This is a genomic window from Flectobacillus longus, from assembly GCF_030056705.1.
GTDB lineage: Bacteria > Bacteroidota > Bacteroidia > Cytophagales > Spirosomataceae > Flectobacillus > Flectobacillus longus.
In genome coordinates, this window is the sequence record NZ_JASHIC010000020.1 from 40,472 (window position 1) to 65,793 (window position 25,322).

The window sequence follows — 25,322 nt, forward strand, 5'->3', positions numbered from 1 at the left end:
AATCGCAAAAACCTTAAAACTGTATGCACATTGGCTTTTTAAATATTGATTTTATAGATGTAGTTGATGTATTACTGGTAGCTTTCTTGCTCTATCAGATATACCGACTTATTCAGGGGAGTATTGCGAATAAGATATTTTTTGGCTTTATCATCGTATATGTTGTTTATCTGTTGGCAACAGCCTTTGGAATGGAGTTACTTTCTGCCATTCTGGGGCAATTTATGAATGTTGGGGTATTGGCACTTTTGATTATTTTCCAACAAGAAATTCGTCGTTTTTTATTGATGTTAGGGCGTTCGACTTCTGTTCAGGAAAATGCTATTTTGAAAAGATTTTATACACCAAAAATTTCCAAAGATAAAGTATCCAATCTTCAAGCTATCGTAGAAGCAACTCGTACAATGGCGGCTACCCATACAGGTGCGCTGATTGTTATTGAAAAAGAAGATGATTTGAAAAAATTCATCGAATCTGGCGACGAAATAGACTCTCAGGTATCCAAAAGATTATTATTGACCATTTTTCATAAAAACTCACCATTACACGATGGCGCCGTTATTATCAAAAATAGTCGTTTGGCTGCGGCCCGCTGTATGCTTCCTATCTCAGAAAGTGGTACGATTTCGCCAACTTTGGGTTTCAGACACCGTGCTGCATTTGGGATGAGTGAGCAAACCGATGCGGCAGTGATTGTGGTTTCTGAGGAAAAAGGAGAGGTTTCATTTGTATCTCATGGTGGAATTTTTAGAAATATGTCTACCAAAGATTTAGAAGCAAAATTGAGTGAGTACTTATTGAATTAGCTAGTTACTAGTTAATCGTATATCCGTTATTTGAAGGTGCTCACAACTCATAATTCGGCATTAATAGTGATACATAAAAACAAAAAGGCTGTTTCAAATTTGAAACAGCCTTTTTGTTTTTATGATGAGTAAAAAGCCTTAACTGGTTAATAATAGGAGAACATCTATTGTTGAAGTAGATAATCTCTGATAACAATTATACTAATAACCAATAACTTTTACTTACAAGATAAATCTAGTTGACAAGAAGTTAGATTCTTGATTTTCAACAATTTGGTTTACCAAAGCTTTGTTCTCAGCAGTTTGTTTTGTTGCTACAACCGTACGTATCGAGAACGAACGAAGGGCAGCTGTTACAGACAAAGTACCTTCAGCAGAGTCTTTACGACCTGTGAATGGGAATGTATCTGGTCCACGTTGACATTGAGCATTGATATTCACACGAGAAACTTGGTTTACTGCTGCATCAATCAATTCAGAAATCTGATTTACATCCGTTCCGAAAATAGATACTTGCTGACCGTGTGATGAATTGGTAATATATTCGATTGGTTCTTCAATGTTGTTGAAAGGTACCACCGGAACTACAGGACCAAATTGTTCTTCATGCCAGATTTTCATTTGGCTAGTTACTGGTGAAAGTAAAGCAGGGAATACGAATGATTTGAAGCTTTCGCCACCGTTTTCGTTAATCACTTTAGCACCGTGCAATTTAGCATCTTCGATAAGTTCTTTCAAATAAGCAGGCTTATTTGGCTCAGGAAGTGGCGTAATGTTTACACCTTTTTCCCACATCAAACCTAATTTCAATTTGCCAATTTCTTCAGCCATACGTTGGTTAAACTTCTCAATCAATGTGTCGTGAACGAACATGATTTTGAGTGCAGTACAACGCTGACCATTGAATGACAATGAGCCTAGCATACATTCTTTAACGGCTAATTCAAGGTCTGAACTTTCTGTCACGATAGCTGCATTTTTAGCATCCAAACCTAAGATTGCTCTCAAACGGTTTACTTTAGGGTGCATTTTTTTCAACTTATCGGCTACTTTCGATGAACCAATTAACGTCAATACATCGATTTTACCTGACTCCATCAAGCTAGGAATAACCGAGTTTCCACGACCATAAACAGTGTTGATTACACCAGCTGGGAATGAATCACGGAATGCCTCTAACAATGGGTAGTGCAATAAAGTACCGTGTTTCGGAGGCTTAAACAACAACGTATTTCCCATAATCAAAGCAGGAATCAATGTTGTGAAAGTTTCATTCAATGGATAGTTGAATGGTCCCATACACAATACAACTCCTAGTGGCGAGCGACGTACCTGACCAATAATGCCTTCTTCAATCAAGAAAGTAGAAGAGTTACGGTCGATATCCTTAAGCGCATCAATTGTATCGTAGATATATTGAACGGTACGGTCAAATTCTTTTTGAGAATCACCTAAAGACTTACCGATTTCCCACATCAACAATTTAACAACCTCGTCACGTTTCTGGATCATTTTTTGAGTGAAACGCTCAACACATTCGATACGTTGTTTTACACTCATCGATGGCCATTCGCCACGACCGTTGTTGTAAGCTTTCACAGCTGCATACAACACTTCAATGGCATCTGGGGCATCAGTGATAGGGTAAGAACCAATACGTTTTTGTTCTAAACCTTTCTCAGTTTTTACATAAACAGGAGACCATACATCTTGGGTTTTACCAGTCCATTGACGCATCTCGCCATTTACCAAGTATTCACGTTGCTCAATCGGCTCAGTGATATTATATTCTGCTGGAATATCAACCTCCGCAGGAAACAAATTTTCGAGTTGGGATGTGTTCATAATACGCTAAAAAATAATTGGCTTGAGATTAATTTTTGTTTCAGTTAACAGTTTTACTATAGTGTTTGAATATGCTACGAATTGTACAATTTTCGCTGATTGATTTCTTGTCAAAGTTCAATAAAAAGCTAATTTCATCCGTCAAGCTTCGTTGATTTATTGAAATTTTACAATGTTGGATTAGTTTTATTCAAAAAAAATCTTTTCAGCTTTGATAAATGGCCTTATTATTATAAGCTATTTTATCTACTCTGAGTTCCTGTTTTGTTGACTTTGTATATTGTTTTTGGGTAGATATAAAGCAAAAAAAATACCTTCAACACTTACTATCACAAAGTCGTGTTGAAGGTATTTTTACTCTATTGAAAGATATATTCGTGTGACTAAATGCTCAAAATTAGTATGTCACTACTGGAGCTAAAGTTTTTGCGTGCTCGATAAATCCTTCTACTTGAGACAAGCTTGGAACGCGTCCACTTAAGCCTTTTGCTTCATTTGTTTCTAACATTTTAGCATGCAAGTTAGCTGCATTACGAGTTGCTAATTCTTTTACAGTATCTACACCAGCAGCTTCCAAAAGGTCTGATGTTTCTTCTGCTACTCCTTTGATTCTGAACAAATCAGCCATGTTTACCCAACGAAGGATGCGTTTTTCATCGATTCCTGTTTCATTTGCTAATGAAGAGCGACCTTTTTTAGTAGCACCCACTTCTAAAAGTTGTTCAACAGTTTTGATATTTACTGCACCTAATTTTTCAGCGTAAACTGGACCAATTCCTTCGATGTCTAAGATGTTATAAGCCATTTTTTTCTAAAAGTTAAATAATTGATTATTAGATTGTTGTTTTGATTTTACTCCAATCCTCAATCGATTAAAGAAAGAGAGTTATTGAGTAAAGATTATTTTAAATTTATGACAAAAACTTCGTGCAAGCACAAATACAAGTCTTTTACACAAACTTAATAGACAAGAAAAGCTAGATAGAATTTTGATGCTAAGCTACAATCAAGCTATTGATTTTGAAAGTAAATTTTCGAGGAGTCAGAAACTCAACTATCCAAAGTTATAGCAAGATGATACAAATGAAAAAGGGGCAAAAAAACAGCTACCAAGGTTATATCTTTTTGTGAGTAAATTTAGAAATATATCTATAAAAAAAACAAGGATTATTAAGCTTTTTTCTATTCTAATGGCTTAAAATCCTTGTTTTGTGAAATATGAATCAAAATGACTCAATGATCTATTTGAGGAAAATCAATAAAATTATTTGAGTATTTAGAAAAATCGTTACCCGAACAAATAACACTCTCATTTTTGAAGGCAAAATAGAAAATTATGTTACCATTACTTTCGGTCCCTACATGGCTATTTTCAAAATAATCGAGTAAATAGTCTTGTCTAATAACCAAAGGCTTCGACCAATTATGATTGTGCCTAACCAAAAAGATATAGTGAACTAATACATTTGAAATATTTCTTAAATTTTTAAGAGGAACACTAAACTGGGCACTGAATCCATCTTTACGAATTTTTGAGGTAGATGTTTTTACTTGTACTCTTCTTAATGTCCCACTATCATCCTGAACCACGAAGATATCATCGCCAATATCAACCTCTGGGATGGCGACATTCCACCCTAACATTAAAAACTCTGACATGATAAATAGGTGTCCGGCTTTGCCGAGATATTGATTAAATTTTTTCGTCACGAGGTGTTACTTTGTGTAAAACATTTCCTGTCTTGTTATCTACAAACTCAATTTCATCCAGCATTTTGAGGTCACTATTTTTATCAACTCCTAAAAGTGCAGGGTAAATGTAATTTTCTAAGGTACCAAAATATATTTCAAAATCACTTTTGGTATCGTATCCTACAAAAATATTATTAGCAGGATGTGCATTGGGAAATAGCTTTTTGATAAAATCCCTTATCGAAGGGGCTATACTGAAAGAATACCCATCTATCTGTTTATTTACATTGATTCTAACAGTGTTCATAATGAGTCGGTTATAACTTATATAATATTTTGAGAATGAAGTATAAACAGCACTCTATCTACACATTACGCAAACTGCTTCAGCATATACTTACGACGAAGTTGGTTTATTAAAAACTTCTTCTGCGCTGTAAAGCCATCAGGGTGCATTTCATTAAAAATCTTTTTCAATTCTGCGAAATGCTTTGGATTGTCCCATAAAAACATTTCAGCATTGATATTTTTTTCTTCGAGATATTGCTCAAATACCATGATTTTGTGATTTAAACTTTAAGCAGCAAGGTGCTTTTTCTGATTCTTACGTAATATTACTAAATACACCAAACTTACCAAAGACAATACCGCTGCAATGATGTACGAATAGGGGAGGTTTTCAACTTTACCTTGGTAAAGTTTTCCTGCCACAACTGCTCCTATACCAATGCCTGCTTCAAGGGCAATATACATGGTTGCCATCGCACGACCTCGGTATCGCTCGTCAGACAAATCTACAGTCCAAGCTGTTAGGGTAGGAGTGTTAAAGCCCCATGAGAAACCAAACAGAATAGAAGCTAACATCAAGGCTGTAAAGTTATTGGCATATCCTAAAATCAGCATAGCTACAGCCAATAAGACACTTGAAATAATAAGTACAGGAATTCGTCCGTATTTATCTGAGCTTTTGGCAAAAAACATCCTAACCACTAAAGATGCAATCGTATAAACTGTAAAGAATATTCCTTTGTTGCTCATGCCGAGCATCTTGGTTTGATCGGGAATGAGTGTTAAGATTACGCCCGACGAAAACGAAACTAATAACATGACCAAAAAAGTAGGAATTACTCTCGGTTCGAAGACGTCGACCCAGCCTATTTTGAAAAGTTTTAGAGAAAAAGGCTGTTTTTGTTCTTTGGGAAGGGTTTCTTTCATATTTACCAAAATCAAAATCGATAATAAGGCAAATGAAGAAGAAGTATAAAACATGGTATTTATCGAGAATAACTCAGTGAGATAGCCTCCAATGGTCGGTCCCATCGACATACCTGTGGCGGTAAAAATGCCTAACATTCCTTGTGCCTCGCCACGACGATCTTCGGGAATAATATCGGCAACATAAGCTGAGGTAGCCGTAGGTTTAGTTCCTGTAGACATCCCATGAATAAATCTTAGGAAAAGGAATGTTGCTACGCCACTTACCCAAGGGTAAATACCACCACAGATAAAACATACCACAGAACCGAATGCCATAATTGGTACACGGCCAATAGTATCAGTAAGCTTGCCTGAAAATGGTCGAGAAATACCAGCGGTTAGTGTAAATAAAGCAATGATATAGCCAATATACTCTTTGCCACCCATAGATGCCAAATAGTCGGGCAACTCTGGAATCATCATTTGGAAACTGGCTGAAAAAAGAAAATTACTTAAACATAAAAGCCAAAATTGAAGGGTGTAAATGGAATTTGTTTTTGTCATGTTACTAAATGGATTGTGTCAAAAACTCATAAGTCACAGAAATACAACTTATGAGAGTGTATTAGGAATATATCGACTTTTCAAAAAGCTTTAATAGCTCAAGAGCCGCCTTGATGGGTAATTTTTGTCCTTCTGTTACCGCCGATTCTATACTCGAAAGCTCTTGTTGAATCTGTGGGTTTTGGTAAAACCTTTCTTCTAGTGTCTGCTTGATAAAATCGTGCATCCAAGCTAGATTTTGTTGCTTGCGGTTATTAAAGAAATATCCATTTTGTTGTAAAAGTTCACGATGAGAAAGGATAGTTTTCCAAATGTCATCTATGCCTGTTTGTGTCACAGCTGAACACGTCAACACTTTTGGATACCAGCCGCTACCACTAGCTGGGAATAAATGTAAAGCATTTTCATACGAAACTTTCGCCTGACGAGCTTGTAGTTCATTGCCCGAATCAGACTTGGTAATTGCCACCAAATCAGCCATTTCCATAATGCCTTTTTTGATGCCTTGAAGCTCGTCGCCAGCACCAGCTAACATTAGCAATAGGAAAAAATCTACCATACCATGAACAAACGTTTCTGATTGCCCAACTCCAACAGTTTCTATAATAATCACTTCAAAACCCGCTGCTTCGCAAAGCAACATCGTTTCTCTTGTTTTATGTGTTACGCCTCCCAATGAGATACCCGCTGGCGAAGGTCGTATATATGCCAAAGGGTCTCTCGAAAGTTCTTCCATACGTGTCTTATCGCCAAGAATACTGCCTTTCGAAATTTGACTACTTGGGTCGATCGCCAGCACAGCAATCTTTTTCCCTTGATTGGTCAAGTGTTTTCCAAAGGTCTCAATAAAAGTACTTTTGCCAACGCCAGGGACGCCTGTAATGCCTAAACGGACTGAGTTTCCTGTATGTGGCAAGAGTGTTTCGAGTACTTCTCTGGCTAGTGCCTTATCTGTATCGAGCTGACTTTCGATTAAGGTAATTGCTCTGCTCAGTATCATTCGGTTGCCTTCTAATACTCCAGCAACGTATTCTTCCTTGCTAAGTCGTTTTCTCATTTGGTTTTTATATGGGGTTTTGTTTTGTTTTTTGTTAGTGAACAGGGGCAGAGGCACAGAGGCACAAAGTGTTTTTAGGGGATAGGGGTGAGGGTATAGTTTTTTTGAAAAAAGAGGGGAAAAGTAGGTTAGAAGTGAGTAGATGGCGTGTGGGATTTTATTTACCCTAATCCCTAATCCCTAATCCCTAATCCCTAATCCCTAATCCCTAATCCCTAATCCCTAATCCCTAATCCCTAATCCCTAATCCCTAATCCCTAATCCCTAATCCCTAATCCCTGTATTTCTCTAAAAGCATATTTGCAAACAACAAATCTTCTGGAGTTGTAATTTTGATATTTTCGTAGGAACCGTCTATCAAATGAATCGGAAAGCCTGCTGCTTCTACTACACTAGCATCGTCGGTAAATGTGCTTAGTTCTTCTGTTTCAAAAGCTTTTTTCAATATACTTACTTGAAATGTCTGTGGTGTCTGAATCAAACGTACTGTGGCACGGTCCACGGCGACTCCATTGACTCTCACCGAATCTTTGGATGGAACGCTTACCACGGCACTACCCAATGTCTGTGCTGTTTGGTAACTATTTTGAATAACTGTTGCCTCTACAAACGGACGAACACCGTCATGAATGCTGACCAACCCATCGCCTTCGATGCGAGCAAGACCGTTTTGAGAAGATTGAAAACGAGTTTGACCGCCATCCACCAACCAATGAGGAACTTGCTGGGCTACAGCTGCATGTTTTTCACAAAGAGATTGCCAGTATGCTTGATGTGCTTTGGGTAATACCAAAATCAATTGGATACTTTCGTCTGCTTTTTTGAAGCGTAAAAGGGTATGAAAAAGTATTGGTAAACCATCTAACTCAATAAATTGCTTAGGAAGCTGACTTTGCATGCGACTACCACTTCCGCCTGCAACAACGATGGCATATTTGTTTGAAGACATAATGATGATATAAATTAGGAAACAGCCTTTAAACAAGAAGTCGTAAGAAATTTGTGTTGAAACAAACTCTTACGACTTCTCAAAGTATTGCTAATTCTTATGCTGGAAAGAAATGGATTAGATAATCAACATTGCATCGCCGTAGCTGAAGAATTTGTATTTTTCTTTAATCGCAATTTCGTATGCTTCTTTGATTAATTCATAACCACCAAATGCACTTGTCATCATAATAAGAATAGACTCAGGCAAGTGGAAATTAGTTAAAAGAGCATTTGGAATACGGAAATCGTAAGGAGGGAAGATAAATTTATCTGTCCAACCTTCAATTGGTTTTAAGTGACCATCTGCCGATACAGAAGATTCTAACGCTTTCAAGGCTGTTGTACCAATAGCACAAATACGCTTGTTGGTATCAATACCGTTATTGACCAACTTACAAGTATCTTCAGGAATAAAGAAATTCTCTGAATCTGTTTTGTGCTTGGTAAGGTCTTCTACATCTACCTGACGGAAAGTTCCTAAACCTACGTGCAAAGTCAGCGGTGTAAATGCTACGCCTTTCAACTCCATACGTTTCATGATGATTTTGTTGAAGTGCAAACCTGCCGTTGGAGCAGCCACAGCACCTACATGCTCAGCATAAATGGTTTGATAACGTTCTTCGTCACTTGTTTCTACCTTACGTTTAAAACGAATTTCGTCAGGAAGTGGCGTTTCTCCTAGCTCATGAATCGCTTTCATTAAGGCATCATGATCGCCATCATACAAGAAACGAATTGTACGACCACGAGAAGTAGTGTTGTCAATTACCTCAGCTACTAAGTCACTGTCACCAAAATATAATTTGTTACCAACACGAATTTTACGAGCTGGGTCTACCAAGACGTCCCACAAGCGGTGCTCACGGTTCAATTCACGAAGTAAGAAAACTTCAATTTTAGCACCTGTTTTTTCTTTTTGTCCAAACAAACGTGCAGGAAATACTTTTGTATTGTTAGTTACCATTACATCACCATCTTCAAAGTAGTGGATGATGTCGGAAAACATCTTATGTTCAATTTGTTTTGTCTTGCGATTTACAACCATCAAGCGAGACTCTCCACGGTTTTCTGATGGATAAAGTGCAATCAAGCTCTGTGGCAGGTCAAATCTAAATTCCGAAAGTTTCATTATGCTATTTATTGCTGTTTATGTTCTATCAAAAGACAACAAATGACCTATGCTAATACTCTATTAGTACGGGCAAAGTTGTCTGTTTGAAAGCGATTCTTGCAAATATACAATTTTACTATAGGCCTTGTCAATACATTTTCTATTGTAATATGGTAATTTTTGTTAGTTTATTAGATTTTTCTAACGCTTGTGCCCAAGTTATTTACTCCAAAAAGTACAAAAAAGTGCTTTTAAAGCTTTGAGATGATATGTTCTGAAATTTCTCATTGAATTAATGAGTGGATAAAGAAAAAAAGTTTTACAGATATAAAATCTTCATTGTTTCAAAAATAAATAGCAAGTTTTACTGGAGATACTGTGGTGGGGCACAAATGTATTACTTAAAATGTTTTGAAATCCTGTAGTTGAGGCACTTGTGAGATGAGAAAATGTACAAAGGTAAGTAAGGTGGTGCATGGATAAGGCTTTGGTTCATAGTTGAAGGTTTTAAATTATATCTTGAGAAAATTACATTTTTTTTAGCCCATTCCCCAAATTTTCTTAAGGTAATCTTCAAACAATTTTAGCAAGTGGTGAGTTTAGTTAAGATAATCAAATTTTACTATGTCAAAATACACCCTTTTTTGGTTTAGAAGAGACCTACGTTTACATGATAATGCAGGCTTGTACCGAGCTTTGCGTAACCACTCGAACGTATTGCCCATTTTTATTTTTGATAAAAACATTCTTGATAAACTTGATGATAAAAAAGACCGAAGAGTAGAGTTTATACATCAAACAATCACCGATTTGGATATACAACTCAAAGCACTTGGAAGTGGTTTGTTGGTAAAATATGGTACGCCTGAAACGGTGTTTCCTGAGCTTTTATTAAATTACGATATTGAGGCTGTTTATACCAATCATGACTTTGAAAGTTATGCCATCGAGCGTGATAATATGGTACATGAATACTTGCAATCGGAAGGGATTGACTTTCGTACCTTTAAAGATCATGTAATTTTTGAAAAAAATGAAGTCCTTTCAGGGAGTAAAACACCTTACACGGTATTTACGCCTTACAGCCGTAAGTGGAAAGAAACCCTCAATGATTTCTATGTAAAGTCATATCCAACGGAAAAATATTTTTCTAATTTCTCCAAAATAAATTTACCTAATCCTCCAAGTCTTGAGTCGATGGGATTTCAGCCTATTGGTATGAATTTTCCTGTCAAAGAAGTGAAGGACTTACTCGTCAAAAATTATGCAGAAAAACGGGATTTTCCTGCGATTTTAGGTACTTCTCGATTATCTGTACATTTGCGTTTTGGGACTGTAAGTATTCGAGAATTGGTGAAAAAAGCGCAAAATTTATCAGAAACGTGGTTGAATGAGTTAATTTGGCGTGATTTTTATTTTAATGTTGTCTATCATTTTCCTCACATTTGTCAGGGGCATTCTTTCCGAAAAGAGTATGATTTGATTCAGTGGCGAAACAACCAGCAGGAGTTTGAAGCATGGTGCAAAGGCCAAACGGGGTATCCGATTGTAGATGCGGGTATGCGAGAATTGAATGCGACAGGCTTTATGCACAACCGTGTGAGGATGATTGTGGCAAGCTTTTTGACGAAGCATTTGTTGATAGATTGGCGATGGGGAGAGGCGTATTTTGCTAAAAAGCTATTAGATTTCGATTTTGCGGCAAACAATGGAGGATGGCAGTGGGCTTCGGGTAGTGGTTGTGATGCTGCGCCCTATTTTAGGGTATTTAATCCGACGCTTCAAACTCAAAAGTTCGATAAGCAATTAGAATATACTAAAAGGTGGGTGCCTGAGCTAAATTCATTAGATTATCCTCAACCGATAGTAAATCATGAAATAGCTCGTAAAAGAGTATTGGAAGTGTATAAAAATGCTTTACAAAAGTAAATCTTCAAAAAAAAACGATTCATTTTATGACTTTTTTATAGAATATATGTCATAACATCACTTGCGTTGAAATTAGGTAGCCATTGTTAATGGTGATTAAGATTATATAATGTTGTGTAGATTTCGAGAAAGGTGAGAGGCAGTTGCTCTCACCTTCTTTGTTTTATGAGTGTTATCTTTTAGTTATTATCAAACTTCAAATCTTGCTTTAAGCCACTATAACTTCGTAAGTCGAGAGCCAATGCGCCAATTTTTAAGCCTATTTCTACACGGATTGGAATTTTGTTTGCATCGTTCGATACCCAAATAATCACCGATTCTTCGTCTACAAAGAAATTGTTTTTAGGTAGCATTGGGATAATTTTATATGTTTCAATCTTTCCAAATTTGGTTTTAATAGTTTCTTTTCCTTTAAATTTTAATCTCATATTATAGATTTTATTATCAAAGAAAAAAGAAAGTGGATAGCTTTCGCCAGGTTTCGTTTTATTGAAATCCATTGCTCTAACATAATAATAGCTACTTACCACATCTTGAATACCGTCGGGGATACTTAGCGTTTTCTTTTCTTTGTCATCAATCAACTCAAAGGTTTTGGCTACATTTTGTTGATGGTCGAATATGACTTTTTCTTCAGCTTTATAATTGCCTTCTTGCTTTTTCATATAAAACTGATGAGGCATAATTTTCTCACTGTCGATATGCGACGCCCATGTATCACGTACTCTCGTTACCCAATCGGTTACGCCTGTGGTACGTCCATTGACAACCACTTTATAGCAAGGTCGACCATTAGCCATTTGAAATTTGTCGTCTACATCTACCACAGCTTCTGCAGCATTTACAAATCCATAATGTACTCTATATTCGATATGTTCGCCTTTAACCAAGCTTGTGGAGTCAACAATTTTATTGTTTTCCTGAAAAAAGCTAAAAGCTGTCAAGGATAGCAAGATTGTTACTCCAATAAGAATTTTTTTCATGTTACTTGAGAAGTTTGTGGTTGTTGGCTGATTGGTTTCGCTATCTGAGATTTTGAAAGATTGTTAGATTTTAATCTATTTTATTATCAACAATCCATTTATCTAAAGTGATATTTATTCAAATCGTTTCTTTAAATACTCTAAAAATTTACGAAAGTCACCACGAAATTGTTTTTCAAAAATCTGCTCAAATTCATTTTGCTTTGAATGGTAGGTTTTAAAGCTTACAAAATACGCATTGTTGGGTAAATCTTCATTTTTTAACTTACTGGAAAGTAATGGTTTATGTGATAACTGTGCATAAAGACTATCTTCTTTTGCTACTATTTTTCTGATAAACGTATATTTTAAAGAATCCTTGTATTTATTAGAGTATTCTGGTTTGAAAGTTTTGTATAAACTATCCAACGCTAAGGTAGATTTGTTAAGATGTGTCACCAAAGTTTTGCGCCATTCTTTTCCACGAGTAAACTTTTGATATTCTTCAGATTCACTTCCATATTTAGCTTTGAGATATCGTTTAGCACCATATTCTCCGATGAAATTGGCTAAGTTCTCGCTGGTTTCATGCTCATTTTTGACAAAAATTGTTCCGTGAGTCATTTCATGAATGATAAGACTTGCCAGTTTGCCTTCCGAATAAAATAGCATACTCGACAAGATAGGTTCAGGAAGCCATCCCAACGTTGAATAGGCAATACCTTGTCCCAAATCGGTATCATAACCCTTTTGTTGCCAAATTTTTAGCTCTTGAGTAGCCATCGTAGAATCAAAAAAACCTTTGTAAGTAAAATTACCAATAATTGGAAAATGAAATTCTACGGCTTCCATTTTGTAGGGCTCTGCTGCCGTAACGAGATAGACCAGTGGTTTGCCCTGTTGGTCGAATAGCGTTTGATATACGTCTGGATTATCTTTGAGCCCTAGCGAGTCGATAGCATATTGTTTTATTTCACCAATTAAACGAATGCGAGCTTTGAGTGAGTCGGGGACTGTGGGGTCGTCTAAGACTTTGCTGAGAGGGCGAGTGTTAAAGGCAACATTCAATCCGCCTTTGGCTTGGGCGTATAAGTAAATTGTCCAATCCCATTGCCACAGCGAAATACCAAATAGAACGGCAACTGATATGAGCAACCAATATCTTTTTTTCTTAAATGTGTTTTTCATTTTATAGATTGTCAGAGTTTAAAGGTACGAATTTTCTGAAAACAGATACTTTAGACCCGATAGCCAAGCGTTTTTAAATTCCATTTTGTGTACATTTTTTATTTTTATATAAAAATAATAGCCAATTTGGTAGAAAATATTTTTATGAAGATTACTTTTTTTGCACAAAAGCTTGTAAATTCACATTCCGAAATTGTAGTAGTCTTGTACTTTGGTAGATATCAATTGCGATAACCATCAATCAGAAAAAAAACTATTATGTTGTAACTCATTGAAGTTTTTTGTGTAAATTTTGCCCCGAATCTCTAGGTAAATAAAATAGATAAGTCTATTTGATTAACCTAAGTCATAAAAATAACAAAATCTGTTACCTACGTTAATTTTTACGTAACAACCCTAGAATTATTCTTAAATAGTACCATTTATTAGTTCTTTTATAGATAATTCATTCAAATAAAGTCATTCTTTTTTATCTTATATTTATACAACATGGCAAAGCAACAAGCTGAAGCAAGTAATCCTGCAGCAGAGAAACTCAAAGCCCTACAAACTACGCTTGAGCGTTTGGATAAAACTTACGGTAAAGGTACTGTAATGCGTTTGTCTGACAGTAAAGTTATAGACGTTCCAGTGATTTCTACAGGCTCATTGGGCTTAGATTTGGCACTAGGTATTGGTGGTGTACCTCGTGGAAGAATTGTAGAAGTTTACGGACCAGAATCTTCTGGTAAAACAACCTTGGCAATGCACTGTATTGCAGAGGCACAAAAAGGAGGAGGTTTGGCCGCATTTGTTGATGCCGAGCACGCCTTTGACCGTGCGTATGCCGAAAAACTTGGTATTGACACTAGCCAACTGTTGATTTCTCAACCTGATAATGGTGAGCAAGCCCTCGAAATCGCAGAACAATTAATTAGCTCAGGAGCTATCGATATTTGTGTAATTGACTCCGTAGCAGCTCTAGTGCCCAAAGCCGAACTTGAAGGTGATATGGGTGATTCAAAAATGGGTCTACAGGCTCGTTTGATGTCTCAAGCACTTCGTAAGTTAACGGGGGTTATTAACAAAACAGGTTGTTGCTGTATCTTTATCAACCAGCTTCGTGATAAAATCGGGGTGATGTTTGGTAACCCAGAAACAACAACGGGTGGTAATGCCTTGAAATTCTACGCTTCTGTACGTTTGGATATTCGTCGTATTGGACAAATCAAAGAAGGTGCTGATAATATTATCGGTAACCGTACAAAAGTGAAGGTGGTGAAAAACAAATTGGCACCTCCATTCAAAGTAATCGAGTTTGATATTATGTATGGCGAAGGTATCTCAAAATCTGGTGAGGTGCTTGACTTAGCGGTGGAACTCGACATCGTAAAAAAATCAGGTTCTTGGTTTAGCTACGATGGCAACCGTTTAGGACAAGGTCGTGACGCTGTAAAAGAGATGATTCGCGATAATCCTGAATTGTTGGATGAGCTTGAACGCAAAATTAAGGATAAAGTAAAAGGTGATGATGGCGCATTGTTAGACCCAGAAGGTGGTGTAGCAGATGACGGTGAGCCGGACGAAAGCTTATAATTCTCTCTTTAATAAAGTGACAAAAGAGAATGCCGAAAGGTATTCTCTTTTTTTGTGAAAAAACATCAATAATCCTAAAAGTGGACTTATTCTACTCCTAAAAGCATTGATACTCTATGCAATATTTGAAAAAATGAGTATTTTGAGAAAGTTTTATTTAACACCCTAAACCGTTTGGAGTTTTGTCCCCTTTTCCTGTTGATTTCCTCTCAACGGTACATCACAAACCTTTAACTTATTCAAAATGTCGATACACAAAAATCGTCGTAAAGTAGAAGTCTGCCATAACTGCCATCATATCCTAAAACCAGAAGATAATTTCTGCGCAAATTGTGGTCAAGAAAACCATGATTTAAAAGTGGGCGTTGGACAATTATTATATGATGTTTTTGAAGGCATCACCAATTTTGATACAAAATTTTATAACACAGCAAAATCAATTTTTTCACAACCTGGCAAAATCACCAAAGACTTTTTGGAGGGAAGAAGGGCGCGCTATGTGCCACCCATTCGTCTATATTTTATTGTATCTTTTGTGTTTTTTATTGCTTTTGATGAGCTAGTTGAAATGGGCTTAAATTCTACAAATGGTTTTGCTTCTGGTATCATAGATGGATTGAAAGGAGATTCGAAACGTACTGATAAAAGTGGAGATGAGGAACAAGATAGTAACAAAAAAGAGGATAAATCTATACAAAATCAAGCCCTGAAAGCCGTAATACAAAAACGAGAGGAGAAGAGTAAGGAAATCGCAAATCTGAATATAGAACTTGATTCGGCTATTGCTAGAGAAGATACAACTTTACGACATACCTTAGAAAAGAAGATTGCCAGAGACGAAAAGCAATTAAAAGCGCTGGACAAACAAACCAAATTAGCTTCTCAGGCAAAAGGGTTTATTGACTATGTATCGAATTTTGATATTTCGACTGATGAGATTTTGGACGAAATGAATATAGAAAGAGAGGATACTTTAAGGACTATCATTGATTCTTTACCTGAGTATAAGCAACGTCCCGTATTAATTGAAATACAAAAGCAACTAGCTTTAGACTCGATACATACCGAGGCTATCAGCGAACCCGCTGAAGACTTAAAGGCATATTTTACAGAAAGAATGGGGAAAAAGGGAAAGATTGAGTACACCCTAATTTTACATTCATTGAAGAACAATGTAAAAGTACCTGTATGGATTGAGGGGGTAAAGGTATTCACTAAAAGTAGTGATGGAAGTCTTCAAAATAGAACGTATAAAAAACGTTTACTTGATATGAGTAATGAAGATTTAGACAGTTTGATAGTAAAAGAGGAGGGTAGTAAAAGTGCTCTTGCTTTTTTGAAAAGGGGTTTACGTCGTAACGTCACCTATTATGAATTGGCATTTGACGAAGATGCCGAAAAGGCGATTGGAGAAATGGTTCACTTTGGTGTAAATGTAATCTCTTTCATGATGTTTATCTTGATGCCATTGGTAGCGCTGATGCTTAAAATTAGCTACAGTAAGCGTGTTCATAGCATAATGTGGTACCCTTTCAAATGGTTATCTTACAGCTTTCGATTATTGAAATATACCTTGACAGGTGGTTTTATGCGCCAGAAGCCTTTCCCTGCTCTTCCAAAGCTTTTTGACGGACAGACTAGATTTTATTATGAGCACTTGATTTTTTCAATACATATTCATTCAATTTTCATGCTCATGCTCATGATATTTGTTGGAATAGGCTTGCTGGTGGGTCATTGGAATATCTCATTGAGCGTTGCGATGATAGTTTTTATGATTTATTTCGCCATGTCACTCAAAGTAGTGTATCGACAATCTTGGCTAAAAACTATTTGGAAGTCTATGGTCTTATTTTGTATGTACTGCTTTACGTTTACTATGGTACTCGGAATTACAGGCGCTATTAAATTTGCCTTGCAATAAAACAATAGTTGAGTGATTATATTAAAAATCTATATTGAGCTTAAGATGCAATACTTTTCGCCTTAAGCAGAGTTATATCTAGCTTAGTAGCATCAAAAAAAGCGGTCAGAAATTATTTTCCGACCGCTTTTTTGTAATATTTGATGACTAAGCTTTTAAAATAATCACTCATTCGCTCAATCACAAATCACTAAATTTGTTTATTAGTTGTCTTTTTTGATGTAAGACTTGTTACCGTTTGAGTTGATATAATAACGACCACCTTTTGGTCCTTCATAAACAGTACGGCCTTTATCGTCTTTACCTACAACTTTATCATCGCCAGCAGCAGCTTTTTCAGTTTTCTTGTCAACTTTTTTCAGCTCAGGCTTTACTGTAGGGTTTTTATCATCAGCTTTTTTAGCTTCTTTTTCTTTTTTCTTAGCGTCTTTCTCTGCTTTTTTATCTTCTTTCGCAGCCTTATCTTCATTTACTTTTTTGTCTTCTTTCGCAGCTTTATCTTCTTTAGCTTTTTTGTCTTCTTTTACAGCTTTTTCGTCCTTAGCTTTCTTGTCCTTTTTATCGGTTTTGTCAGCTTTTTCTTCTTTATCCTTTTTGTCTTTCTTTTCTTTTTTCTCTTTTTTAGCGTCTTTAGTTTCGTCTTTAGGTTTTTGAGCATTAGCATCCCAAACTAATACATTAGCCAACAAAAGGGCAAGGGCAAGTAACTTCTTCATTTTTTTACGATTGTTGAAATGGTTAAAACTGGTTTTTGTTAAGCAGGTCTATGTTGCTAGACTTGTAATCTTGCGTAAGATAGCAAAATTTTCTATTCCGACTATATATACGAATTAAGTCACTTTTTATTGAAGAAAAAACCAAGCATTTTCTTCAATAAATGGACAGGAAAAAGAAGCTAATCATCAATCATAAATACTCATTAAAGCACCTCCGAAAACGGGATATATAGATATGTTGCCATATCCCAAATGTAGATATTAGATAGGATTCGGGATAGAATCCTGTTTGATGTAAGACAGATGAATAACAAAAATCATATAATTCTTATGCCATTCGTTGTACCTTTGTAATCACTTTTGAGTACAACTAATGGCAATTCAATACAACTATAGGGCACTTTTTCTTTTCATCATTTTGACTTTCAGAATGTTGTCCTTTCTATTAGTGTATCTCGACTATAACTTAAGAAAGGATTACATTGCCAAAAACCTTTGCCAAAATCGTAATCGCCCTAGTATGCACTGTAATGGCAAATGCTATCTTTCTAAGCAACTAGCCAAAGCTGCCGAACAAAAAGAAGCGCAACAAAAGTATGCTAGTCAATCTGTGGATTTGTATTGTTCCACTATGCCACAGATTACGGCGAGTATGTTTAATACGTACTTCTATATTGTTTCAAAATATTTTTTTATTGGCAACGGCTATCTACAAAACTTCTACTCCAAGGTTTTTAAGCCTCCAACCTTTTCTTCTGTGCATTGATTGATGGTTTTGGCATAATTGTAAACTTAGCGTATTTCTTAAGAATAGGCTAAGAGTGTTTTGCTATGTGTCAAAATCAAGTTTTAAAGATTCTATATACTTTGGAAGTATTGACGACTTCCTTTTCTAATGATAAACACATGAAGAAGATAATTTTTCTCACCATATTTTTTAGCAATATTTTTGACTCTCAAGCACAACAAAAAGACTCAACTATATTAAAAAACACAGACCTGCACGAAGTAATTGTTCATGGTGTGAATAGCTCAGCTGATGTTGCAAGTGAATATTCGTCAAGAATACCTTTGAAGAATTTAGAAAACGCACAGATTACGCATTCAGTAAATAGCAAATTGATAATGAACCGTAATTATTTTGTGCAATACAACATGTTATCAAATGTAACGGGAGTATCGCCAAGTTGGGCTGGTGTTTCGCCCTATTATACAGTAAGAGGATTTCGCACTCGTTCTAACTTCAGAAATGGTATATTAGGATATGTAGCCTCAGATATTGATCCAGTAAATGTTGCTCAATTGGATGTGGTAAAGGGGCCAAGCGGAACCTTGTTTGGAAGTTCAATGACAGTATTTGGAGGTGTAATCAACCGTGTGACGGTCAAACCACAAGATGATACTTTTACAAGTATTACTTTGGCAGGAGGTAATAACAATTTTCAACGGGCTACTTTTGATGTCAATGCAAAGTTAGACGTACAATCAAAAGGTTTGATGCGTGTAACTGGTGCTTATACCAACAAAGAAAGTTTTCAAGACCAAGGAATTTATCAAAACTTATTTTTAGCACCGAGCTTTACTTATAAAGCATCGGATAAATTAAGAATTGATGCTGAGGCAGAAATTTTGAGAAGAGTTTCGACAAATAATTTGTTATTGACTCCTATGAACCCACTCAAAAGTGGTGTGTTGACTTATGCCGAAAGTCCAAGTGGATTGAATTTAGATTATTATAAATCTTATACAGACAATAGTGTTTTGTATAAAACAACGGCGGTGAACTTGTACGGAAAGATTAGCTATATTCTGTCGAACCGATGGAAATCTGAGACAAATTTGATGAGTTCTAATAGTGAATCTTATGGCAATTATCAGACGATGATAATGACTAATAGTAATGCTTCGATTGTGCGTAGAATTGTCAATTATGCACCTGAAACTATTATTAACCAACAAATCCAACAAAACTTTATTGGAGATATAACCACTGCTTCAGTACGCCACAGAGTATTATTAGGCGCAGATTATTATCGCTATGTATATGGTACTACTGCCAATGGTTTGGATGGCTCAAAGGCTAATGCTGCCAATGGTGTGGCACGACCAACTTTTGATACAGTTGCAGTTGCTACAAAAAATGTTAATTATGGGCTACTAAATGAAAGCGAAATCAACAGTAGGTTGTTAGGTAAAGTACCAGCTATTACTAAAACCATACTTACGACCTATTCGATATATGCTTCAGATGTGATTAACCCTACTAAAAACTTGACTTTGATGTTAAGTGCTAGAGTAGATTTCTTACAAAATTCAGGTACTTATAATAAAACAACAGATACTTGGATAGGTGCATACAACCAAACTGCATTTTCGCCAAAGGTAGGTTTGACGTATCAGCTATTACCTGAACAATTAGCATTTTTTGCCAGTTATATGAACGGTTTCCAAAACGTGGCACCAGTAAGTCAGGTAGATGGAACAGTAGCGAACTTTAAACCTCAGTATGGAAATCAGTTTGAAACAGGGTTTAAATATGCTCACGAAAAACATTTGTTAGATGCGAGCTTGAGTTTGTATGATATTCAAATTAGCAATACTGTGCGTTCAAATCCTGAAAATATTTCTATGTTTATTCAAAATGGGAAGCAGTATAGTCGTGGAGTAGAATTAGACTTGCAAAGTCGCCCTGTAGAAGGTCTATACATACATGCTGGTTTGGCTTATAATGATAGTAAATTAACTGCCGCCGATACCAATACCGAAGGTTTACGACCTATAAATTCTGGTCCAGAATGGATGAGCAATTGGTATGCTAATTATTGTTTTCAGCAAGGTGGTTTAAAAGGGTTTGCTCTTGGTTTGGGAGGAAATTATTATGGGAAAGACAATATTATCAACAGTAAATCAGCAGGAACTTTTGCTACGGATGCGTACACTTTATTCAATGCGGTGGTGAGTTATTCTCAAAAAGCATATACGTTGTCATTGAGTGGAGATAACATTTTTGATACAAAGTATTATTACGGAGGTCGAGGGTTTATTACACCCGGTAATTTGCGTCAAGTGATTCTTTCATTGAAATTGAATTTATAAGCTGATTAATCCTGAAACAAATTTTTATCATTGCTTGTGTACAATTGATGATGAATATTACGCTTAGAATTTTTATATTGAGATATTTATATCGTTAAACCAATTTCGAATAAAATATGGAAGAGCAACATTTGGAGAGTTCAGATTTTTTGAAAGATATAGTAATTGGCATGTCCGACGGACTGACAGTCCCCTTTGCTTTAGCAGCGGGTTTGTCAGGAGCAGTAGCTGATACATCAATTGTGACTACGGCGGGTATTGCCGAAATTGTAGCAGGTGCTATTGCTATGGGCTTGGGAGGGTATTTGGCTGGGCAAACCGAGGTAGAACATTACGAAGCTGAATTGAAACGTGAATACGAAGAAGTAGAAAGAGTACCCGAACGAGAAAAAGAAGAAGTGCGAGAAGTATTTGCAGATTATGGTCTTGATGCCAATATGCAAGAAGCGATTGTGGAGGCATTAGCAAAAGACAAAGACAAATGGGTGCACTTCATGATGAAATTTGAATTGGGCTTAGAAAAACCAGATATCAATCGTGCTAGGAATTCTGCTGTAACAATTGGTATATCTTATGCAATAGGTGGAATTATTCCTTTGAGCCCTTATTTTTTTGTGGATGATGCTATTTTAGGCTTGAAGATTTCTGTAGTTATCACATTATTAGCCTTATTTGTTTTCGGTTTCTTCAAAAGCAAAATCACAGGACAACACCCTTGGATGGGAGCTATAAAGGTTACATCTATTGGTGCAGCCGCGGCAGCAGCAGCTTTTGGAGTAGCTAAATTGTTTGGATAAATTACCTAATGTTATTGGTTACTAGTATAACTGTTATTAGAGGGGTATTTAGAAACTTTACAGCTGTTTAATGATAAAAAAGAAGATTTGAAAATGAGTAAAATCTAGTACACATTTTCAAATCTTCAAATCTCTTCATCTTCAAATCTCAAATCTAATATCCTATCGCAGTGTCGTCTGCTCTTACATCAGCACCACCTTCATATTGGCCATTGGGCAAAAGCAATATACAATCCATACGACCAATCGTGTTCTTTTGTGATTCTATTTTATAACCACGACCTAATAATTTTTGTAGAGTTTGTGGTGTAAAAGCACCTTCCTCAAATGTTGTGCGGTCGGGAAGCCACTGATGATGAAAGCGTAAAGCATCTACCGCCTGTTGCATATTCATACCATGCTCTACCACATTTAAGAATACTTGGAATACCGAAGTAATAATAGTTGAGCCTCCTGGTGTACCAAGAATCATAAACAATTTTCCATTTTTTTCTACGATTGTAGGAGTCATTGATGACAACATACGCTTATTTGGAGCAATGGCGTTAGCTTCGTTACCTACCAACCCATACGAATTGGGATGGCCAGGTTTGATAGAAAAATCATCCATTTCGTCATTAAGTAAAAAACCTCCGCCAGCTACTATGACTTTGCTACCGTACGAGTTATTCAAAGTGGTAGTAATAGACACCGCATTACCTTCTTTGTCAGCAAAAGAAGAGTGGGTTGTCTCCATGCTTTCGTAGCCAGGAATAGCGCCACCTGAAACCTTTTTACTATCTGTAGCCGCATCAAAACTAAAGTCATTCCAACGTTGCTTTAAAAAATCCTGACTTAGCAATTCTTTTTGAGGAACTTTTACAAAATCTGGGTCTCCTAGCCACTTAGCACGGTCGGCAAATACACGGCGTTCGGCTTCAATCATTACTTGAGTAGTAGAATCAGTGTGCCATCCCCATTTTTTTAGAGGATAATTCTCTACATATTTCAATAGCTGCATCAATGCAATACCGCCTGAAGAGGGAGGAGGCATAGTTATTACTTTCAAATCTTTGTACGTTTCTACAATTGCGTCACGCCAAACGGCATGGTAATTATCCAAATCTTTTTGTGTGATGATACCACCACCTTTATTCATTTCGGCTAATAAAAGTTTTGCTGTTTCGCCTTCATAAAAACCCTTACGACCTTCTGCTTGGATACGACGAAGGGTTTTTGCTAAATCTTTTTGGATTAATAGCTCACCTTCTTTCCATTCAGAACCATCAGGCTTTAAAAAGTATGTTTTGCCAGGATTATATTTCAATAAGTCATCCTTAATTCTATTCAATCCTCGAGCTTCACGTGCTGTAAGTGCTACGCCATTTTCAGCTAAATCAATAGCGGGTTGAAGGATTTGTTTCCAAGATAATTTACCAAAACGCTTGTGAGCTTGTTCGAGACCGTCGACAGCACCTGGTGTTCCGCTCGCCAAATGACCATACCAGCTTGGCTGACCTGCTTTTACATCCCCTTTTTCGTCAAGATACATATCTCTACTAGCTTTTTCAGGGGCTTTTTCACGATAGTCTAAAGTGTAGGTATTTCCTTTTTTATCACGAAATACCAAAAAACCTCCACCACCAATATTACCAGCGGCAGGGTGAACCACTGCTAAGGCAAATTGTGTTGCAATTGCTGCATCGATAGCATTTCCTCCCTTTTTCATGATTTCAACTCCCACCTTTGAAGCTTCTGGGTGAGTAGCTGCTACCATACCATTTTGTGCATAGACAGGTTCTTTTTTAGCTACAAAAGGAGAGGCGTTGGGGTCGTCATTTAAAAATTGATAAAAACCCTTATTTTCTTTGGCGTTGCTGATAGGGGAGGGCGTATTGCTAACTTGTACAGCAGGAGTTTTGCAGCTCCAGATAAGTCCTAAGGTTATCGATGAGAGTAAGATAATGTGTTTAAATTTCATCATGATGAAGATTGGTTTTTTAATTAACAAGGAGTAAGTACTAAGATGTTATACGTTTTCGGAGAGTAGTCAAAAGACCAGACTGTTTTGTTCACATGCTATTTATTTCCTGAAAAATAAATTATACCGAATCCGATAAATCATAGACTTTCTGTTTAGTTAAGGTATCATAAAATCTCTTTTTAAAAGATTCCTATATATCCTTCAAATATACAAAAAGCCCAAACTCTTTGAAGAAGTTTGGGCTTTAATTTCAATACAAAAGTGTTTTGATTGCTATTACAGAATTTTATAAATATCAACAGAGTCAATTTTGTCTTTCAACTCTTTGATATTGATACTCGATTTGATTGCGGCATCCTTCTTTTTCTTTTTAGAAGTCAAATCTTTAATCAAGTCATCATAAACCATTTGGGCATTTTTTTCGCCAACGGCTTCGATAATATTATTGCCTTTAGCCACATTAATAGCCTGCTTTACTTGGTCAAAATAACGAGTTTCGAGGTCGAAATAATTATCATGAATACCTACAAAACGATTACAAAGTGATTGCAAATAATCTAGATTGTTATTGACATGTCGTACATCTAACTCTGACTGCAACAACTCCCCAAGATTCACTTTACCGTCTTTCCCTACATACTTCTTCTCAATTTCTGTAGTTTTTTTACGCATCAATTCTGGCGTAAATTCCCCCATTACATAATTGAAATAGTCATCAATTGTTTCATCTCCACGAATCTCTCTTGGGTTGAAGCCTATCTTCTGACCGTCTTTTTTGAATTTTTCCAAGACATCAAGTTGTAGGGTTTCCAATAGGGTAACCGTTTGTGAACTCGAAGTTGCGTTGGTTAGGTTAGCTTTGTCCAAAGCATTATAAAAACCTGTATAACGTTGAAGTTCTTTTTCAAACTCCTTGATTTTATCAAAGTTTACTTTTTTGTCTTGCACACCTGCTGCGTAAGCCACATTTACAGCCGCTGTCGAAAGATTCACCGCTTGCGAAGCATACGGAATCAAACCCACGATAGGGCTATCCTTCAAGCTTTTTAAAACAGTGACAAAGCGCTCATTTTTTTCTTTTTTATCAAAAATCGCTTTGTTTTGAGCTGTTTTCAAAATAACCTCCTCAAAAGAAAAGCCTAAGGGACCTTTTTCAACACTACTGAGTTTTTTGATATAACCTTGATAATCTTGATTGATTACCTGCGACTTTAGGTCAATAATATCATCGCTTAAAATTTTATATACCTCAGCACTTTTGACCAAGTTAGTACGGATTTTTTCCCACTTTGTACGGTCAGTAAGTGATTGATTTTTAGAAATATCGTTCAAAGAAACACTTTGTAACTCGATACGTCCTTTGAGGTTTTCATTTTCGTTTTGCAGCTTAACCAGATTATTCTGAATGTTGACAATCAAGGAATCAGAATAAATTTGAGCGTTAATAGTTGTTGTTAAGCCAAAGAGGATCAAAAAAAGGAATGAGAATGTTTTCATCGTGCTTTACCAGAAATAGTTTTGGAATTTTCCCATCAAGAACGGAATGCCTATTAATTAATTGTCAAAGGTCTAAATTCCCTAGTAATTTTTATCTTGCTTTATCAAGTATTCTTATATTGATTATAAGATAAAATGGAAAAATTATATTTTGTGGCTGTTCTAATACTTTATAAATGATAATTGTTTGAAAGACATATTCCTTAAAACAAGGTCATAATTTGGCAATTTCCAAATTCCAAATGGGAGAGAAATATCTCTTTATACTTAACGATTAGATAAACGTTTTTTGTTCACTCTATAAGAATGTTTTAGTAAATGGATTCTAAAATAAGGATAGTTAGAGCTAATGTCGCATTCGTCGCATCTATTTTGAGTATAATTAAGTGACTGTTATTTAACCATTTCCTTAA

The 25,322-nt window shown here is 36.2% G+C and carries 21 protein-coding genes; 7 read left to right on the forward strand and 14 right to left on the reverse strand.

Annotated features, from left to right (window positions below; all coding sequences use genetic code 11):
* Positions 1-23: 23 nt before the first annotated feature.
* Positions 24-806: a diadenylate cyclase CdaA gene (gene cdaA / locus QM491_RS15325; protein ID WP_283328366.1), complete on the forward strand. Its 783-nt coding sequence runs from the start codon at positions 24-26 to the stop codon at positions 804-806.
* Between the two features lie 222 nt (positions 807-1,028).
* Here the strand turns inward: cdaA and QM491_RS15330 are convergent, their stop codons facing one another.
* The 9 genes from QM491_RS15330 to queA all read right to left on the reverse strand — a co-directional run bounded on the left by QM491_RS15330 (position 1,029) and on the right by queA (position 9,280).
* Complete coding sequence (locus QM491_RS15330) at positions 1,029-2,651, reverse strand: NADP-dependent glyceraldehyde-3-phosphate dehydrogenase (RefSeq protein ID WP_283328367.1); 1,623 nt, start codon at positions 2,649-2,651, stop codon at positions 1,029-1,031.
* 397 nt (positions 2,652-3,048) lie between these two features.
* On the reverse strand, positions 3,049-3,456 hold the full coding sequence (locus QM491_RS15335) for a DUF4332 domain-containing protein (protein ID WP_166552998.1): 408 nt from the start codon (positions 3,454-3,456) through the stop codon (positions 3,049-3,051).
* A 428-nt stretch (positions 3,457-3,884) separates the two neighbouring features.
* Positions 3,885-4,310 carry a hypothetical protein gene (locus tag QM491_RS15340; RefSeq protein WP_283328368.1) on the reverse strand — a complete coding sequence of 142 codons (426 nt, stop codon included), beginning with the start codon at positions 4,308-4,310 and terminating at the stop codon, positions 3,885-3,887.
* Positions 4,311-4,344: 34 nt separating this feature from the next.
* Positions 4,345-4,650 (reverse strand): hypothetical protein, encoded by a 306-nt coding sequence (locus QM491_RS15345; RefSeq protein WP_166552996.1) that lies wholly within the window; start codon positions 4,648-4,650, stop codon positions 4,345-4,347.
* 65 nt (positions 4,651-4,715) lie between these two features.
* Positions 4,716-4,901, reverse strand: a complete 186-nt coding sequence (locus QM491_RS15350) for a hypothetical protein (RefSeq protein ID WP_166552995.1) — start codon at positions 4,899-4,901, stop codon at positions 4,716-4,718.
* An 18-nt stretch (positions 4,902-4,919) separates the two neighbouring features.
* Positions 4,920-6,104, reverse strand: coding sequence for an MFS transporter (locus QM491_RS15355; RefSeq protein ID WP_283328369.1), 1,185 nt, complete (start codon positions 6,102-6,104; stop codon positions 4,920-4,922).
* 61 nt (positions 6,105-6,165) lie between these two features.
* Positions 6,166-7,161: a methylmalonyl Co-A mutase-associated GTPase MeaB gene (meaB, locus tag QM491_RS15360; RefSeq protein ID WP_283328371.1), complete on the reverse strand. Its 996-nt coding sequence runs from the start codon at positions 7,159-7,161 to the stop codon at positions 6,166-6,168.
* A 271-nt stretch (positions 7,162-7,432) separates the two neighbouring features.
* The gene (locus tag QM491_RS15365) at positions 7,433-8,110 is read right to left on the reverse strand and encodes a 2-C-methyl-D-erythritol 4-phosphate cytidylyltransferase (RefSeq protein WP_166552185.1); all 678 of its coding nucleotides are present in this window, start codon (positions 8,108-8,110) and stop codon (positions 7,433-7,435) included.
* A 117-nt stretch (positions 8,111-8,227) separates the two neighbouring features.
* Complete coding sequence (queA, locus tag QM491_RS15370; RefSeq protein ID WP_283328373.1) at positions 8,228-9,280, reverse strand: tRNA preQ1(34) S-adenosylmethionine ribosyltransferase-isomerase QueA; 1,053 nt, start codon at positions 9,278-9,280, stop codon at positions 8,228-8,230.
* A 606-nt stretch (positions 9,281-9,886) separates the two neighbouring features.
* On the opposite strand from queA, the gene QM491_RS15375 reads away from it, so the two are divergent.
* On the forward strand, positions 9,887-11,191 hold the full coding sequence (locus QM491_RS15375) for a cryptochrome/photolyase family protein (protein WP_283328374.1): 1,305 nt from the start codon (positions 9,887-9,889) through the stop codon (positions 11,189-11,191).
* 179 nt (positions 11,192-11,370) lie between these two features.
* Here QM491_RS15375 and QM491_RS15380 read toward each other — a convergent pair whose 3' ends face one another.
* Together QM491_RS15380 and QM491_RS15385 are read right to left on the reverse strand one after the other, a co-directional pair.
* A complete protein-coding gene (locus QM491_RS15380) occupies positions 11,371-12,174 on the reverse strand; it encodes a DUF3108 domain-containing protein (RefSeq protein ID WP_283328376.1) in 804 nt (267 codons plus the stop codon).
* Positions 12,175-12,288: 114 nt separating this feature from the next.
* Positions 12,289-13,341 (reverse strand): aminopeptidase, encoded by a 1,053-nt coding sequence (locus QM491_RS15385; RefSeq protein WP_283328377.1) that lies wholly within the window; start codon positions 13,339-13,341, stop codon positions 12,289-12,291.
* A 489-nt stretch (positions 13,342-13,830) separates the two neighbouring features.
* Here QM491_RS15385 and recA point away from each other — a divergent pair, with 489 nt between their 5' ends.
* Together recA and QM491_RS15395 are read left to right on the forward strand one after the other, a co-directional pair.
* Positions 13,831-14,916, forward strand: a complete 1,086-nt coding sequence (gene recA / locus QM491_RS15390; protein ID WP_283328378.1) for a recombinase RecA — start codon at positions 13,831-13,833, stop codon at positions 14,914-14,916.
* A gap of 244 nt (positions 14,917-15,160) precedes the next feature.
* Positions 15,161-16,840, forward strand: coding sequence for a DUF3667 domain-containing protein (locus QM491_RS15395; RefSeq protein ID WP_283328380.1), 1,680 nt, complete (start codon positions 15,161-15,163; stop codon positions 16,838-16,840).
* Positions 16,841-17,043: 203 nt separating this feature from the next.
* Here the strand turns inward: QM491_RS15395 and QM491_RS15400 are convergent, their stop codons facing one another.
* Positions 17,044-17,556 carry a hypothetical protein gene (locus QM491_RS15400; RefSeq protein ID WP_283328381.1) on the reverse strand — a complete coding sequence of 171 codons (513 nt, stop codon included), beginning with the start codon at positions 17,554-17,556 and terminating at the stop codon, positions 17,044-17,046.
* 373 nt (positions 17,557-17,929) lie between these two features.
* Here QM491_RS15400 and QM491_RS15405 point away from each other — a divergent pair, with 373 nt between their 5' ends.
* The 3 genes from QM491_RS15405 to QM491_RS15415 all read left to right on the forward strand — a co-directional run bounded on the left by QM491_RS15405 (position 17,930) and on the right by QM491_RS15415 (position 21,449).
* Positions 17,930-18,322: a hypothetical protein gene (locus QM491_RS15405; RefSeq protein ID WP_283328383.1), complete on the forward strand. Its 393-nt coding sequence runs from the start codon at positions 17,930-17,932 to the stop codon at positions 18,320-18,322.
* Between the two features lie 140 nt (positions 18,323-18,462).
* Positions 18,463-20,652: a TonB-dependent siderophore receptor gene (locus QM491_RS15410; protein WP_283328385.1), complete on the forward strand. Its 2,190-nt coding sequence runs from the start codon at positions 18,463-18,465 to the stop codon at positions 20,650-20,652.
* A 116-nt stretch (positions 20,653-20,768) separates the two neighbouring features.
* Positions 20,769-21,449, forward strand: coding sequence for a VIT1/CCC1 transporter family protein (locus QM491_RS15415; protein ID WP_283328387.1), 681 nt, complete (start codon positions 20,769-20,771; stop codon positions 21,447-21,449).
* A gap of 154 nt (positions 21,450-21,603) precedes the next feature.
* On the opposite strand, the gene ggt is transcribed toward QM491_RS15415, so the two are convergent.
* Both ggt and QM491_RS15425 read right to left on the reverse strand, forming a co-directional pair.
* A complete protein-coding gene (ggt, locus tag QM491_RS15420; RefSeq protein ID WP_374761264.1) occupies positions 21,604-23,409 on the reverse strand; it encodes a gamma-glutamyltransferase in 1,806 nt (601 codons plus the stop codon).
* A 279-nt stretch (positions 23,410-23,688) separates the two neighbouring features.
* Positions 23,689-24,909, reverse strand: coding sequence for a hypothetical protein (locus tag QM491_RS15425; protein WP_283328390.1), 1,221 nt, complete (start codon positions 24,907-24,909; stop codon positions 23,689-23,691).
* Positions 24,910-25,322: the final 413 nt, after the last annotated feature.

Excerpts from the sequence above, each read along its gene's own strand:
- cdaA (WP_283328366.1), top strand. The coding sequence starts at position 24 with ATGCACATTGGCTTTTTAAATATTGATTTTATAGATGTAGTTGATGTA.
- QM491_RS15330 (WP_283328367.1), bottom strand. The coding sequence starts at position 2,651 with ATGAACACATCCCAACTCGAAAATTTGTTTCCTGCGGAGGTTGATATT.
- QM491_RS15335 (WP_166552998.1), bottom strand. The coding sequence starts at position 3,456 with ATGGCTTATAACATCTTAGACATCGAAGGAATTGGTCCAGTTTACGCT.
- QM491_RS15340 (WP_283328368.1), bottom strand. The coding sequence starts at position 4,310 with ATGTCAGAGTTTTTAATGTTAGGGTGGAATGTCGCCATCCCAGAGGTT.
- QM491_RS15345 (WP_166552996.1), bottom strand. The coding sequence starts at position 4,650 with ATGAACACTGTTAGAATCAATGTAAATAAACAGATAGATGGGTATTCT.
- QM491_RS15350 (WP_166552995.1), bottom strand. The coding sequence starts at position 4,901 with ATGGTATTTGAGCAATATCTCGAAGAAAAAAATATCAATGCTGAAATG.
- QM491_RS15355 (WP_283328369.1), bottom strand. The coding sequence starts at position 6,104 with ATGACAAAAACAAATTCCATTTACACCCTTCAATTTTGGCTTTTATGT.
- meaB (WP_283328371.1), bottom strand. The coding sequence starts at position 7,161 with ATGAGAAAACGACTTAGCAAGGAAGAATACGTTGCTGGAGTATTAGAA.
- QM491_RS15365 (WP_166552185.1), bottom strand. The coding sequence starts at position 8,110 with ATGTCTTCAAACAAATATGCCATCGTTGTTGCAGGCGGAAGTGGTAGT.
- queA (WP_283328373.1), bottom strand. The coding sequence starts at position 9,280 with ATGAAACTTTCGGAATTTAGATTTGACCTGCCACAGAGCTTGATTGCA.
- QM491_RS15375 (WP_283328374.1), top strand. The coding sequence starts at position 9,887 with ATGTCAAAATACACCCTTTTTTGGTTTAGAAGAGACCTACGTTTACAT.
- QM491_RS15380 (WP_283328376.1), bottom strand. The coding sequence starts at position 12,174 with ATGAAAAAAATTCTTATTGGAGTAACAATCTTGCTATCCTTGACAGCT.
- QM491_RS15385 (WP_283328377.1), bottom strand. The coding sequence starts at position 13,341 with ATGAAAAACACATTTAAGAAAAAAAGATATTGGTTGCTCATATCAGTT.
- recA (WP_283328378.1), top strand. The coding sequence starts at position 13,831 with ATGGCAAAGCAACAAGCTGAAGCAAGTAATCCTGCAGCAGAGAAACTC.
- QM491_RS15395 (WP_283328380.1), top strand. The coding sequence starts at position 15,161 with ATGTCGATACACAAAAATCGTCGTAAAGTAGAAGTCTGCCATAACTGC.
- QM491_RS15400 (WP_283328381.1), bottom strand. The coding sequence starts at position 17,556 with ATGAAGAAGTTACTTGCCCTTGCCCTTTTGTTGGCTAATGTATTAGTT.
- QM491_RS15405 (WP_283328383.1), top strand. The coding sequence starts at position 17,930 with ATGGCAATTCAATACAACTATAGGGCACTTTTTCTTTTCATCATTTTG.
- QM491_RS15410 (WP_283328385.1), top strand. The coding sequence starts at position 18,463 with ATGAAGAAGATAATTTTTCTCACCATATTTTTTAGCAATATTTTTGAC.
- QM491_RS15415 (WP_283328387.1), top strand. The coding sequence starts at position 20,769 with ATGGAAGAGCAACATTTGGAGAGTTCAGATTTTTTGAAAGATATAGTA.
- ggt (WP_374761264.1), bottom strand. The coding sequence starts at position 23,409 with ATGAAATTTAAACACATTATCTTACTCTCATCGATAACCTTAGGACTT.
- QM491_RS15425 (WP_283328390.1), bottom strand. The coding sequence starts at position 24,909 with ATGAAAACATTCTCATTCCTTTTTTTGATCCTCTTTGGCTTAACAACA.